The sequence below is a fragment of the Mycobacterium sp. FW102-FHT13B02 genome (assembly GCF_058790275.1).
Map to the genome: position 1 here is coordinate 73,097 of NZ_JBYTCM010000002.1, position 13,562 is coordinate 86,658.

General features: G+C 66.7%; 13 protein-coding genes. 8 read left to right on the forward strand and 5 right to left on the reverse strand.

Annotated features, from left to right (window positions below):
• Window positions 1-343: 343 nt before the first annotated feature.
• The gene (locus tag AC3WTE_RS03175; RefSeq protein WP_492435597.1) at window positions 344-973 is read right to left on the reverse strand and encodes a hypothetical protein; all 630 of its coding nucleotides are present in this window, start codon (window positions 971-973) and stop codon (window positions 344-346) included.
• Window positions 974-1,003: 30 nt separating this feature from the next.
• On the opposite strand from AC3WTE_RS03175, the gene AC3WTE_RS03180 reads away from it, so the two are divergent.
• A complete protein-coding gene (locus AC3WTE_RS03180; RefSeq protein WP_492435599.1) occupies window positions 1,004-1,903 on the forward strand; it encodes a phosphoribosylaminoimidazolesuccinocarboxamide synthase in 900 nt (299 codons plus the stop codon).
• A 2-nt stretch (window positions 1,904-1,905) separates the two neighbouring features.
• Complete coding sequence (locus AC3WTE_RS03185; RefSeq protein ID WP_492435601.1) at window positions 1,906-4,062, forward strand: S9 family peptidase; 2,157 nt, start codon at window positions 1,906-1,908, stop codon at window positions 4,060-4,062.
• Here the strand turns inward: AC3WTE_RS03185 and AC3WTE_RS03190 are convergent.
• Complete coding sequence (locus tag AC3WTE_RS03190; RefSeq protein ID WP_492435603.1) at window positions 3,991-4,437, reverse strand: DoxX family protein; 447 nt, start codon at window positions 4,435-4,437, stop codon at window positions 3,991-3,993. The genes AC3WTE_RS03185 and AC3WTE_RS03190 overlap by 72 nt on opposite strands.
• 80 nt (window positions 4,438-4,517) lie before the next feature.
• On the opposite strand from AC3WTE_RS03190, the gene AC3WTE_RS03195 reads away from it, so the two are divergent.
• From AC3WTE_RS03195 to AC3WTE_RS03205, 3 genes are all read left to right on the forward strand, one after another.
• The gene (locus AC3WTE_RS03195; RefSeq protein ID WP_492435604.1) at window positions 4,518-5,069 is read left to right on the forward strand and encodes a TetR/AcrR family transcriptional regulator; all 552 of its coding nucleotides are present in this window, start codon (window positions 4,518-4,520) and stop codon (window positions 5,067-5,069) included.
• A gap of 173 nt (window positions 5,070-5,242) precedes the next feature.
• Entirely contained in the window at window positions 5,243-5,947 is a 705-nt protein-coding gene (locus tag AC3WTE_RS03200; protein WP_492435606.1) for a DUF2334 domain-containing protein, read from the forward strand.
• 24 nt (window positions 5,948-5,971) lie between these two features.
• On the forward strand, window positions 5,972-7,636 hold the full coding sequence (locus tag AC3WTE_RS03205) for an FAD-binding dehydrogenase (protein WP_492435608.1): 1,665 nt from the start codon (window positions 5,972-5,974) through the stop codon (window positions 7,634-7,636).
• Window positions 7,637-7,639: 3 nt separating this feature from the next.
• Here the strand turns inward: AC3WTE_RS03205 and AC3WTE_RS03210 are convergent, their stop codons facing one another.
• Window positions 7,640-8,218, reverse strand: coding sequence for a phosphatase PAP2 family protein (locus AC3WTE_RS03210; RefSeq protein ID WP_492435609.1), 579 nt, complete (start codon window positions 8,216-8,218; stop codon window positions 7,640-7,642).
• A 32-nt stretch (window positions 8,219-8,250) separates the two neighbouring features.
• The gene (locus tag AC3WTE_RS03215; RefSeq protein WP_492435611.1) at window positions 8,251-8,901 is read right to left on the reverse strand and encodes an MBL fold metallo-hydrolase; all 651 of its coding nucleotides are present in this window, start codon (window positions 8,899-8,901) and stop codon (window positions 8,251-8,253) included.
• A gap of 113 nt (window positions 8,902-9,014) precedes the next feature.
• On the opposite strand from AC3WTE_RS03215, the gene purS reads away from it, so the two are divergent.
• The gene (purS, locus tag AC3WTE_RS03220) at window positions 9,015-9,254 is read left to right on the forward strand and encodes a phosphoribosylformylglycinamidine synthase subunit PurS (RefSeq protein WP_492435613.1); all 240 of its coding nucleotides are present in this window, start codon (window positions 9,015-9,017) and stop codon (window positions 9,252-9,254) included.
• Entirely contained in the window at window positions 9,251-9,955 is a 705-nt protein-coding gene (purQ, locus tag AC3WTE_RS03225; protein ID WP_492435615.1) for a phosphoribosylformylglycinamidine synthase subunit PurQ, read from the forward strand. Before purS ends, purQ begins: the two co-directional genes overlap by 4 nt.
• Window positions 9,956-9,979: 24 nt before the next feature.
• Here the strand turns inward: purQ and AC3WTE_RS03230 are convergent, their stop codons facing one another.
• Entirely contained in the window at window positions 9,980-11,797 is a 1,818-nt protein-coding gene (locus tag AC3WTE_RS03230; protein ID WP_492435617.1) for an AMP-dependent synthetase/ligase, read from the reverse strand.
• 336 nt (window positions 11,798-12,133) lie between these two features.
• Between AC3WTE_RS03230 and AC3WTE_RS03235 the strand changes: the two genes are divergently transcribed.
• Window positions 12,134-13,543, forward strand: coding sequence for a WS/DGAT/MGAT family O-acyltransferase (locus AC3WTE_RS03235; RefSeq protein WP_492435618.1), 1,410 nt, complete (start codon window positions 12,134-12,136; stop codon window positions 13,541-13,543).
• Window positions 13,544-13,562 lie beyond the last annotated feature (19 nt).

Here is a 13,562-nt window from a genome sequence, read left to right on the forward strand (position 1 = left end):
GCTGCGGATCGTGCGCACTGTTCGGCCGGCGACAGCGACAGCCCGGACGCTGGTACGGATGCTCGATACACGCGTGTGATGCCTGCGCGGTTCACGAGCACTACAACGGTGTTCGTTGCCAGATTTCAGTTGGACGGGTCGGGCGCCGAAATTGATGGATACAGGACTGCGGAGCGATCAGTAGTGCAGCGATCAATAGCGCAGGAATTCACGGTCTGGCGACGCCCGCGCTGCTGGAGCGATCAGCCAGAGAAGTCCTGAAATATATTGCCGACGGTTTCCAAGTGAAGCAACGACTCAGCGGCAATGCAAGCGCAAACGCCCGAACGATCGGCGCCGGCTGTCAGGACGACGTGGGCCGGGCCGGACGCAGCCCCGCAGATCGCAACTCCAGCGCCGCGAGCTTGCGGATTGCGATGGTGTCGTGGGTGCGCCAGGCCGTCACCGGGTCGTCGGAAACCTCCGTGAGCTTGGCCAACGGCCGGTTGGCCAGCGCCCGCAGTGCCAGGAGTTGTTCGCCGGCGTCGGTCGACGCCAACGTCACCGCCGTCCACTTGCGCCGGAAGAACCGGATCCGCAGCACCAGCCAGGGCATCGCCACGGCGAGGATCGGCGGCAGCGCGACCGCCAGCGCGAGTACCCAGGCCAGCCAGCCTGCGGTGCTGTTGAGGCTGTTACCGGCGCCCGCGATGTCGACCGCCGCGCTGCTGGCCGACCGCAGCGGGCCTCCGAAGGCCTTCCCGATCAGGGGAATCCCGTCGGCGTTGTGGCCGGCCGAGCCCAGGCTGTTGGCGACACCGTCGGCGCCGTCGTGCACCTGACGTCCGACGTCGGCGATGGTGGCGATAGCGCTGTGGACTGCGACGCCGACCGAGATCCAGATGGCGAACCACACCAACGCGACGATGTCGCTGGTCAGCTGGCCGAGCAGTCGGCCCGGCGTCCGGGCGTAGGGCACGTAGCGCGAACTCATGCCTCCCATCCCAACAGATAGGGTGGTCCGATGCGCCCAGCTTTGTCCGACTACCGGCATCTGACCAGCGGCAAGGTTCGCGATCTGTATCGCATCGACGACGACCACCTGCTGTTCGTCGCGTCGGACCGGATCTCGGCTTTCGACTATGTCCTGGACAGCGAGATCCCGGACAAGGGCCGCGTGCTCACCGCCATGAGCGTCTTCTTCTTCGACTACCTGGCCGAGCAGCTGGGCACTGTCAACCACCTCGCCGGCCCCGCCGACGACGAGCGCATCCCCGCCGAGGTGCTGGGCCGGGCCCTGGTGGTGCGAAGCCTCGAGATGATGCCGGTCGAATGTGTGGCGCGTGGGTACCTGACCGGTTCGGGGCTGATCGACTATCGCAAGACGGGCCAGGTGTGCGGCATCGAATTGCCTGCCGGGCTGACCGAGGCCAGCCGCTTCGCCGAGCCGCTCTTCACGCCGGCGACCAAGGCCGAGATCGGTGCGCACGACGAGAACATCGCGTTCGAGGCCGTCGAGAAGCTGGTCGGTACCGAGCGGGCCGCGCAGCTGCGCGACGAGACCCTGAAGGTCTACAGCGCGGCCGCCGCGCACGCGCTGACCAAGGGAATCATCTTGGCGGACACCAAGTTCGAGTTCGGGGTTGACGCCGACGGCGGGCTGGTGCTGGCCGACGAGGTGCTGACACCGGACTCGTCGCGGTACTGGCCGGTGGAGGGCTATACCGAGGGCTTGGTACAGCCCAGCTTCGACAAGCAGTTCGTCCGGAACTGGCTGACCGGCCCGGACTCCGGCTGGGACCGCGCCGGCGACACCCCGCCACCGGCGTTGCCCGACGATATCGTCGAGGCCACCCGGGCCCGGTACATCGAAGCGTACGAACGGATTTCGGGACGTCGCTTCGCCGAATGGGTCGGTGCATGAGCATGGGTACGCCTCCTGTCGCCAAGAAGATTGAGCACCGCCGCGAGCACCACGGCGACGTGTTCATCGACCCGTACGAGTGGATGCGGGACAAGAACGATCCCGACGTGATCGCGCTGCTGAATGCGGAGAACGATTACACCGAGGAGATCACCGAGCCGCTGGAACCGTTGCGGCAGAAGATCTTCGACGAGATCAAGGCCCGCACCAAGGAGACCGACCTCTCGGTACCGACCCGGCGCGGCGACTGGTGGTACTACGCCCGTAGTTTCGAGGGCAAGCAGTACAGCGTGCACTGCCGGTGCCCCATCAGCGATCCCGACGACTGGACGCCGCCGCAACTCGACGAGCACACCGAGGTCCCCGGCGAGCAGGTGCTGCTGGACGAGAACGTCGAGGCCGAAGGCCATGATTTCTTCTCGCTCGGCGCGGCCACCGTCAGCGTCGACGCCAACATCCTCGCGTACTCGGTCGACACCGTCGGCGATGAGCGATACACGTTGAAGTTCAAGGACTTACGCACGGGCGAGTTGTACGATGACCGGATCACCGGCATCGGCGCCGGCGGTACCTGGGCGGCCGACAACCGCACGCTCTACTACGTCACCGTCGACGAGGCCTGGCGGCCGGACACGGTGTGGCGGCACCGATTGGGCTCCGGGCTGCCCGGTGAGAAGGTGCACCACGAATCGGACGAGCGGTTCTGGGTCGGCGTCGGGCGCACGCGCAGTGACAAGTACGTCTTCATCGCCGCGGGCAGTGCCGTCACCTCCGAGGTGCGCTACGCCGACGCCGGCGACTCCAAAGCCGAGTTCACTGTGGTGTTGCCGCGCAAGGACTCTGTGGAGTATTCGGTCGAGCACGCGGTGATCGGCGGCGAAGACCGGTTCCTGATCTTGCACAACGATGGCGCTGAGAACTTCACCCTGGTGGAGGCGCCGGTGTCCGACGCTCCGCTGGCCGGCCTGGAACACACCCGCACGCTGATCGAGCACCGCGACGACGTCCGCCTCGACGGTGTCGATGCGTTCGCGGACCAACTGGTGGTCAGCTACCGGCGCGAGGCATTGCCGCGAATCCAGTTGTGGCCCTTGGGGGCCGACGGCAACTACGGCGAACCACAGGAGATCGCCTTCGAATCGGAGTTGATGTCGGTCGGTCTGTCGGGTAACCCGAACTGGTGGTCACCGCGGCTGCGGTTGGGGGCGACATCGTTCGTCATCCCGGTGCGGATCTACGACCTGGTTCTGGCCACCGGCGAACGAATTCTGTTGCGCGAGCAGCCGGTTCTCGGGGACTACCGGCCGGAGGACTACCTCGAGCGCCGCGACTGGGCCGTCGCTGCCGACGGTACGAAGGTGCCGCTGTCGATCATCCAGCGGGCCGGCGCGCCGAATCCCGCGCCGGCGCTGCTGTACGGCTACGGTGCCTACGAGTCCTGCGAGGATCCGCGCTTCTCCATCGCCCGGCTGTCGTTGCTGGATCGCGGTGTGGTGTTCGTCATCGCCCATGTGCGTGGCGGTGGTGAGCTGGGGCGAGGCTGGTACGAGCACGGCAAGCTGCTGGCGAAGAAGAACACCTTCACTGATTTCATCAGTGCCGCAGAGCATCTGATCGCCACCGGGGTCACCCGGCCGGAGAACCTGGTGGCCCTCGGCGGCAGTGCCGGCGGTCTGCTGATGGGTGCGGTGGCCAATATGGCGCCTCAGCTGTTCGCGGGCATTCTGGCGCAGGTGCCGTTCGTCGACGCGCTGACCACCATCCTCGATCCGTCGCTGCCGCTCACCGTCACCGAATGGGACGAGTGGGGTAATCCGTTGGCGGACAAGGACGTCTACGACTACATGAAGTCCTACACGCCGTACGAGAACGTGACGGCCCAGGACTACCCCAGCATCCTGGCGATGACGTCGCTGAACGATACCCGGGTGTACTACGTCGAGCCGGCGAAATGGGTTGCGGCCCTGCGCGTCACCAAGACCGACGACCGTCCTGTGCTGCTCAAGACCGAGATGGCCGCCGGGCACGGTGGCACCAGTGGGCGCTACGAACGCTGGAAGGAAGCGGCCTTCCAGTACGCCTGGGTGTTAGCCACCGCGGACCGCGACAAATACGGCGGCGGCCAGGTAGACGACCTCCTGGACGGAGCGCACACATAAATTCGCCGTCATCGACGGCGGGGTGTCGGGCATCTGCGAGGCGTAGATGTTGGCCGGGAACATGGCGAGCATCAGCAGGAACAGGCAAATGGCGGCCGCGACGCGCGTGGGTGGAAACAGCAGCCCGACCGCGCCGAGCAGTTCGAGTACGCCGGTGACGGCGACCAGCCGTTCCGGTGACGGCAGCCGCGGTGGGACGATCGCGATCATGTCGCGCCGCATGCCCGGGGTGAAGTGGGCGATGCCGGTCATCGTGAACATCAGGGCCAGACCGACCGCGATGGCACCGGGCCAGCTGTCGACATAGCCGACCCCGAGCCAGCCGGCTGTCCGCGCGGCCAAACTGCCCAGCACGAGAGCGAGAAGAACGGCCATGAGCTGCGCCTCCGTAATCTGGTCAACGCCTAGATTGAAGGATAACCTGGAACTTGTCACTGTCAAGATAGGATGCGGACATGGCCAGGCACAGCTACCACCACGGCGACCTGAAGTCCGTCATCCTGGCGCAGGCGGCGGTACTGGTTGCCGAACGCGGTGCCGACGGTATCTCGCTGCGCGAACTGGCCCGCGCCGCCGGGGTGTCGCACGCGGCACCCGCGCATCACTTCACGGACCGGCGTGGGTTGTTCACCGCACTGGCGACCGAGGGCTTCACGCTGCTGGCCGCAGCGCTCGATGATGCCAAGCCTGAATTCGCCCATGCCGCAAGGGCTTATGTGCAGTTCGCCCTCGACCAGCCCGGTTACTACGCGGTGATGTTCGACAAGATGCTCTACGACGCGACCGACCCGGCCCTGCGCGCCGCCGAAGCCGAGGCTGCGGCCGAGCTCACGCGTGGCGTCGCGACCCTGGCCGATCCCAACGCTCAGCGCGACCCCGAGGGCGCGGCCCTGGCTGCCTGGTCCCTGGTGCACGGCTTCGCGCTGCTGACGCTCAACGGCGCCGTCACCGGCGACGATCCCGTCGACACTGCCGAGCGCCTTGCCCGAATCCTCTTCTCCGGCTAGCGCCAATTCCCGCAACCCCACCTCCCGCGAGCCGGGCCGACGAGCGCGACGTTTCTGCACGCCCGTGGCGGCGTGTCACGCGCAGACACGCACGCTCGCGGGAAGTGGAAGTGTTCAGGTGGCACCAATGTCACGGCAACCAATGGGACACCTCAAGTTGTCACACTGCTTGCATGGCTGGCCAATTGATCGTCTCGATCTCGGGCATCCGGGACCGCACGCTGGGCGATGTCGCCGACTTCTGCTCCGAGCTCGACGCGCGCCGGATTCCCGCGTCGCTGCTGGTGGCCCCGCGGCTCAAGGGTGGTTACCGCCTGGACCGCGACGCCGCCACGGTCGACTGGCTGACCGCGCGCCGCGCCGACGGAGCCGCCGTGGTCCTGCACGGATTCGACGAAGCGGCCAGCAAGAAGCGTCGGGGCGAATTCGCCGCCCTGCCCGCTCACGAGGCCAATCTGCGGCTGATGGGCGCCGACCGAGTGCTCGAACACCTCGGCCTGCGCACCCGGCTGTTCGCCGCCCCTGGCTGGACGGCGTCACAGGGCACGGTGACGGCATTGCCGCGCAACGGTTTCCGGATGCTGGCCGGGGACAGCGGGATCACCGATCTGGTGCGGTCGACAACGCTGCGGGCCCGGGTTCTCGGTATCGGGGAAGGCTTTCTCACCGAACCCTGGTGGTGTCGGACCCTGGTACTGGCTGCCGAGCGGACGGCGCGCCGCGGGGGCACCGTCCGGCTGGCGGTGGCCGCCGGCCAGCTGCGCCGGACCGGGCCGCGGCAGGCCATGCTCGACGCCGTCGATCTGTCGCTCATGCACGGTTGTGTCCCGGCGGCCTACGAGTGGACGCCGAGCCCGGCCCTAACCGACGCGGCGTAACGCCCGGGGCGCTAGCGTGGCGCCATGGATGCTGACGTCATCGTCGTGGGGGCGGGGCTCGCCGGATTGGTCGCCGCCGCTGAACTGCTGGAGCGCGGTCGGTCGGTGCTGATCGTCGACCAGGAGAACGAGGCCAACATCGGTGGCCAGGCGTTCTGGTCGTTCGGGGGACTGTTCTTCGTCGACAGCGCCGAACAGCGCCGCGTCGGTATCCGCGACAGCTACGAGCGGGCGCTGCAGGATTGGCTGCGCACCGCAGGATTCGACCGCGACGAAGACCACTGGCCCGAGCAGTGGGCGCGGGCCTACGTCGACTTCGCCGCCGGTGAGAAGCGCAGCTGGCTGCGAGAACGTGGCCTGCAGACGTTCGCGTTGGTCGGCTGGGCCGAACGCGGCGGCTGGGATGGCAAAGGGCCGGGCAACTCGGTACCCCGCTTCCACATCACCTGGGGCACCGGCCCGGCCTTGGTCGATGTGTTCGCCCGACGCGTCGTCGGCCATCCCAGAGTGAAGTTCGCCCACCGGCATCGGGTCGACGAGCTCATCGTCGACGGCGGTGCCGTCAATGGTGGGAGCGGCGGTGCCGTCAGCGGTGTGCGCGGCGCGGTGCTGGAACCGTCGGTCACTGCCCGCGGCGCGGCGTCGTCGCGTAACACCGTGGGGGAGTTCGAATTCCGGGCGCAGGCGGTGATCGTCGCCAGCGGCGGTATCGGCGGCAACCATGATCTGGTGCGGCAGAACTGGCCCAAGCGCATGGGCCGGGTTCCCGGGCAGCTGCTGTCCGGCGTGCCTGCGCACGTCGACGGCCGCATGCTCGGCATCAGCGAAGCCGCCGGTGCCAGCGTCATCAACAACGACCGGATGTGGCACTACACCGAAGGCATCACCAACTACGACCCGGTGTGGCCGCTGCACGGCATTCGCATCCTGCCGGGCCCGTCGTCACTATGGCTGGACGCCACGGGCAAGAAGTTGCCCGACGCGTTGTACCCCGGCTACGACACCCTCGGCACGCTGGAGTACATCTGCCAAACCGGCTACGACTACACATGGTTCGTGCTCGACCAGAGCATCATCGCCAAAGAGTTCGGGCTGTCCGGCCAGGAGCAGAATCCCGACCTCACCGGCAAGCATCTGCGGGAAGTGCTGGCGCGCAGCCGAAATGGCGGGCCCGCTCCGGTACGTGCGTTCGTGGACAAGGGCGTGGACTTCGTGTCGGCGAACACATTGCGCGACTTGGTGACCGCCATGAACAACGTGCCCGACGTCGTGCCGTTGGACTACGCGACCGTCGAAGCCGAGGTCACTGCCCGCGACAACGAGATGACCCGAAAGCTCAGCAGCGACGGCCAGACCGTCGCGTACCGCGCCGCGCGTTCCTACCTGCCGGACCGGCTGGCCCGCATCGCCGGCCCCCATCGGCTGACCGATCCCAAGGCCGGTCCGATGATCGCCGTCAAGCTGCACATCCTGACCCGAAAGTCATTGGGCGGCTTGCACACCGACCTGGACTCCCGGGTGCTCACGCCGGAGGGCGGAGTGCTCGACGGACTGTACGCCGCCGGCGAGGCAGCTGGTTTCGGTGGCGGCGGGGTGCACGGCTACCGGGCGCTGGAAGGCACCTTCCTGGGTGGCTGCATCTTCTCGGGCCGGGCCGCCGGACGCGCCGCGGCGGCCGCCGTCGGCTGAGGCTTACCGCCGGCCACTTCCACTTCCCCAGTGCGAGGCGCCCCTGGTTCGTGAATGGTGCAACGCCTGTGGCCCAGCCGCCAAGATGGCCAGGCACACCATCGAGGTCGCATACAGCGCGCCGCCGATGATGTCGGTGAAGTAATGGAAGCCGTTGCTGGCCATGCCGATAGACGGGATGGTGGCACCGATCACGGCGAGAGTGACACTCCACGGGTGAATCCCGATCGCGAGCACCAGCATGGCCGCGACGGTGATCGCCACCGTGGTGTGGCCGCTGGGATACGCCAGATTCTCGCCGTACCAGGGCCGGCCGAACAGCACCTTGAGCACCTTCGCGCCGATGATCGAGATGACGGGGCACAGCGCGGTGACGGTGGCCAGCCGGAGCTCGCGCCGCCACAGCGGGATGCCTATCGCCAGCAGGTAGAGCGGCACCAGCACCCGCACCCGATTCAGCAGCAGCATCCAGTACGGGCGCGGGCCGAGGAGGTCGTTCGACGTCACCACGAACCAGCGATCCAGGGCAGAATCCCCCGACCTGACCGCCAGGCCGAGCGCGATCGCCGCGGTGAACCCCACCACGGCCCACCACACCAGGAAGCGTCGGGTGCTCAGAACCGCGTCTCCTGCTCGGGTGTCAGGACCCGGAAATCGGTGGACGTCATCTCGTCGAGGCGGCCGTAGTAGATGCCCTTCGCCTGCTCGGCGACGACGCCCTGATGGATCGGCACCGCATGCTGGGGCGCGACGGCACGCAGGAAGTCGACGGCCTCGGCGATCTTCATCCACGGCGCGGCGGCCGGCGCGGCCAGCACCTCGACCGGTTCGTCCGGCACGAACAACGCGTCGCCGGGGTGCATCAGCCGGGCGGCGTGACCAGCATCACCGACCAGGTACGAGATGTTGTCGATGATCGGGATGTCCGGGTGGATCACGGCGTGCTTACCGCCGGCTCCGCGCACTGTGAGGTGCCCGATGGACAGGGTGTCGCCCACGTGTACCGCCTGCCACGAGCCGCCCAGCTGCGCCGCGGTCATCGGGTCGGCATACAGCTTGGCCTGCGGGTTTGCTTCGACCAGGGCCGGGAGGCGCGCCGGGTCGGCGTGGTCGGGGTGCTGATGGGTGATCAGGATGGCGTCCAGTCCGGTGATGCCCTCGAACCCGTGCGAGAAGTTGCCGGGGTCGAACAGGACCGTCGCGTCCGCGTCGCCGTCGGTGAATCGGGCCAGCAGGCAGGAATGTCCGAAGTGCGTCAGCTCCATGCACCCCATTGTGCGGGCATCGCGGCGAACAGGGGCGCCGGTAGAGTGACTCTGCATATTCCCGTCGCTGCGCTCGCCTGGTCGAGCAATCCGACCCGAACAAAGGAGCGCGCGTGGCCCGCGTCGTTGTGCACGTGATGCCCAAGGCCGAGATCCTGGACCCGCAAGGCCAGGCGATCGTCGGAGCGCTGGGGCGCCTCGGGATCACCGGAGTATCCGACGTTCGGCAGGGCAAGCGTTTCGAGCTCGAGGTCGACGACAGCGTGTCCGACGAGACGCTGGAGCACGTCGCCGAGACGCTCTTGGCCAACACCGTCATCGAGGACTTCTCGGTGCGCCGGGAGAACGCATGACGACGGACTGGGCGAGCGCAGCGACGGGAAATGCAAGGGTTGGTGTCATCACCTTCCCCGGCACGCTCGACGACGTCGATGCGGCGCGTGCGGTCCGGGCCGTCGGCGGCGAGGCCGTCAGCCTCTGGCACGCCGATCCGGACCTCAAGGGCGTCGACGCCGTCATCGTTCCCGGTGGCTTCTCCTACGGTGACTACCTGCGCTGCGGTGCCATCGCCAAGTTCGCGCCCGTCATGACGTCGGTCGTGGAAGCGGCCGGCAAGGGCATGCCCGTCCTCGGTATCTGCAACGGCTTCCAGGTGCTGTGCGAGGCCGGACTGCTGCCGGGCGCACTCACCCGCAACGAGGGCCTGCACTTCATCTGCCGCGACGTGTGGCTCGAGGTGACCGCGACGTCGACCGCGTGGAGCAGCCGCTACGAGAACGGAGCCGACATCCTGATCCCGCTCAAGTCGGGCGAAGGCCGGTACGTCGCGCCGGAGAACGTGCTCGACGAGCTCGAAGGCGAAGGCCGCGTGGTCTTCCGCTACCGCGACAACATGAACGGCTCGATGCGCTCGATCGCCGGGATCAGCTCGGCCGACGGCCGCGTCGTCGGACTGATGCCGCACCCCGAGCACGCCACCGAAGCTCTCACCGGCCCGTCGGACGACGGACTCGGAATCTTCTTCTCGGCGCTAGACGCGGTCCTGACGGCGTAGTCGCCGACGCTTACAGGCGGTCGATCAGCTGTAAAAGCCATCGAGGATGCTTTGATTCTGGTCGGCCACAACGGCGCGCTTCACCTTCAGTGACGGTGTCAGCTCACCGCCCTCGACGGACAGATCGTGGTCCAGCAGCGCCCACTTCTTGACGGTTTCCCAACGGTTGAGGTCGGCGTTGAGCGCGTCGACATACCCGGCGATCAAGTCCCGCACCGCGGGTGCCTCGACCAGTTCCTGGTACGTCGCGCCTTCGAGACCGTTCTCAGCCGCCCACCCGGACATCATGTCGGCGTCAAGGGCGATCAATGCCACGCAGTAGTTATGGCCCTCTCCGAACACCATGAACTGACTGGCATACGGACACGTCGCCATGAACTTCGTCTCGATCGCCGTGGGGGCGACATATTTGCCCCCTGAGGTCTTGAAGATCTCTTTGATCCTGCCGGTGACGCTCAGGAATCCGTCGGCATCGATCGTGCCCACGTCTCCGGTGCGCAACCAGCCATCGTCGGTGAATGCTTCCGCCGTTTTGTCGGGCAGGTTGTGATAGCCATCCATCACGGCCGGGCCGTGGATCTGGATTTCGCCACGGTCGTCGCCGATTCGTAGCGACGTACCGTCGAAGGGCAGCCCTACGGTACCCAGCTTGTAGTGGTCAGGCCGGTTGATACACGTTCCGGCCGCGGTCTCGGTCAGGCCGTAGCCTTCCAGGATCAACAGACCCGCGGCGTGGAACCACTCGCCGATGTCGCGGTTCAGCGGTGCCGCGCCGGAGATGAAGAACCGGATGCGTCCACCGAACGCCGCCCGCACCTTGCTGAACACCAGATGGTCGAACAGCTTGCAGAGCAACACCTTGGGCAGCGCTGTGGACCCGCCCGCGCGCCGCCGGCGGTCCAGTTCGAGCGCTGCGGAGAAGGCGGCCGTGAAGAGCCAGGACCGGAGCCCGCCCTTGGCTTGCGCGGTGGTGACGATGCGGGCGTGTGCCTTTTCGAACACCCGAGGTGCCGCGCCCATGAACGTCGGTTTGACCACCGCGAGGTTGTCGACGATCTTGTCGACCCGTCCGTCGATCGCGGTGGCGAACCCGCATGCCAGCTGCGCGGTGAGCAGGACCTTGCCGAACGCGTGGGCCATCGGCAACCACAGCAACTGGAGGTCATCCTCGTCGAGGATCTTCAGCTCGGCGACCGCCATCCCCACATAGGCCCAGGCCGCGTGCGACAGCCGAACCCCTTTCGGCCGTCCGGTGGTTCCCGAGGTATAGATCAGCGTCGCCAACCGCTCGGGGGCGATTTCGGCGGTTCGTTTCCACACCGCCGAAGGGTGGTCGAGCAGGAACTTGTCGCCCAACTCAGCCAGGTCGGCCAGGGTGACCACCCAGTCGCTGTCGCTGGTGCCGTCGAACAGCACCACCTTGGTGAGGTCGGGCAATTCGGCGCGGCGTTCGGTCAGTTTCGCCAGTTGCGCGGTGTCCTCGGCGAACACGATGCGGCACTGCGAGTCGGACAGGATGTAGGCGGTGTCGCCGGCGTTGGTGTTGGCATACACGGTGGTGGTGGCGGCGCCGGCACACATGATCGCCAAATCGGCCACTATCCACTCGTATCGCGTACTCGACGCGAGACCGACTCGCTGCTCGGGTTCGATGCCCAGCGCCAGCAGACCGGCGGCCAGTGCTTCGACGCGGTCGGCGGTCTCCCGCCAAGTCGTCGAGACCCATTCGCCGCCAACAAGATAACGGAAGGCCTCCTTGTCGCACGACATCTCAACCCGGTCGAGAAACATCGAAGCCATGGTCGCTGCGGCAGCGGTTGTGGAACCCTCATCAATGGTCATTGGAGTTCTCCCATGGATCTGTTCCTCTCCTGCCGCGCTACGCAACGTCGGATGCGACCAGAGTCGTTGCCGGCCAATGTCATCCCCAGTTGCACGTCGTGCCGTAACGGATCGCCACTCGAGCACCCAAGTGTTTGCTGCCGCACTTTGCGCCAGAATGTCAACGTGCCACAGCAGATCGCCGCGAGCCAGGGGCGAAAGTCACTCGAATGGGTGGCATTCCGACGGCCGTCGACCGAGATCCTTCCGGGGCACCGTCAGCCGAAGGACGTGGTGCCCGAAGGTCGAAGACTTGCGGCCCTGTCGTGACGAGCGCCGCGAGTACATAGTCACCGAATGGATCACTTGACCATCCTTGACGCCACTTTTCTGCAGGCCGAGGATTCCGATCCGCATGTCAGTCTCGCGGTCGGTGGTATCTCGATTGTTGAAGGGCCGCCCCCTGACTACGGTGAGCTTGTTTCAGCGTTTGCCGAACGGGTGCAACACATTCCACGGTGCACACAGAAACTGCACACTCACGCCTTTGATCTGGGCCCACCGGAATGGGTGGAGGACCCCCACTTCGACATTGCGCATCACCTCCATCGGATCGCGCTGCCGCACCCTGGTGATGACGCCGAGCTGTTCCGGATGATCGCCGGCATCATGGAGCGACGGCTCGACCGTGAGCGCCCGCTCTGGGAGTGCTGGGTCATCGAAGGGCTCACCGACGGTCGGTGGGCGGTGCTGGTGAAGATCCACCACTGTATTGCCGACGGTATCGCGACGACGCAGATTCTGACAAAGCTCAGCGATGACGGCGCCCGCGAGACTTTCGCTACCAGCACGCGCGCCGCCAAGGAGTCCGGGAGACCCATCCTGGGTCTGTTGCGGCCGAGCGCGAATCCACTGAACTGGATAGGTGACACCTGGCGTGCAACCCTGGCTGTAGCCGGTGCCGCCGAGCACGCCTTGGTCGGCGCCGCAGAGCTGACGGTCAGTGTGCTCACCACCGCGGGGGAGTCATCGCTGAATGGACCCGTCGCAACAATGCGTCGTTACAGTGCGGCCAAGGTGGACCTCGGCGCCATGCGTGAGGTGTGCCGGGCTTTCGATGTGACGCTCAACGACGTTGCGCTGGCCGCGATCACCAACAGCTACCGGGCGATGTTGACCGACCGCGGAGAAACGCCGGGACACCAGGCCCTGCGAACTCTCGTGCCCGTGTCGATGCGCGGAGCGAACGACTTCGACCTGACCGACAACCGGGTGTCGGCGATGCTGCCGCTCTTGCCGGTCGATGAGCCCGACCCGATCAAGCAGCTGGAAATTGTGCACCGCCGGCTCACGAAAGCCAAAGGGAGCGGGCAGCGGGAAGGCGGCAGCGCGGTGCTCTCGGCGGCGCGGGCCTTGCCGTTTGCCTTGTCGGCCGGGGTGATGCGGCTATTGACGCGATTGCCGCAGAGCGCGGTGACCGCGTTGGCGACGAACGTACCGGGACCCCGAAAGCGGCAGCACGTGATGGGCCGGGAGGTGCTGGAGATCCTGCCGATCCCGCCGATCGCACTTCGTCTACGCACCGGCATAGCGATGCTCAGCTACGCAGAGAGTTTCGTTTTCGGGATTACCGCCGACTACGACAGCGCCCCCGACGTCGACAAGCTGGCCCGCGGCATCGAGGATGGCGTGCGAGTGCTGGCTGCGCATGCCGACTCGCGACGTCGCAGCCAACACGACGCGGCGTCAACCAGCCAGGACGAATGAAACTTCTGCGCCGCTGCGC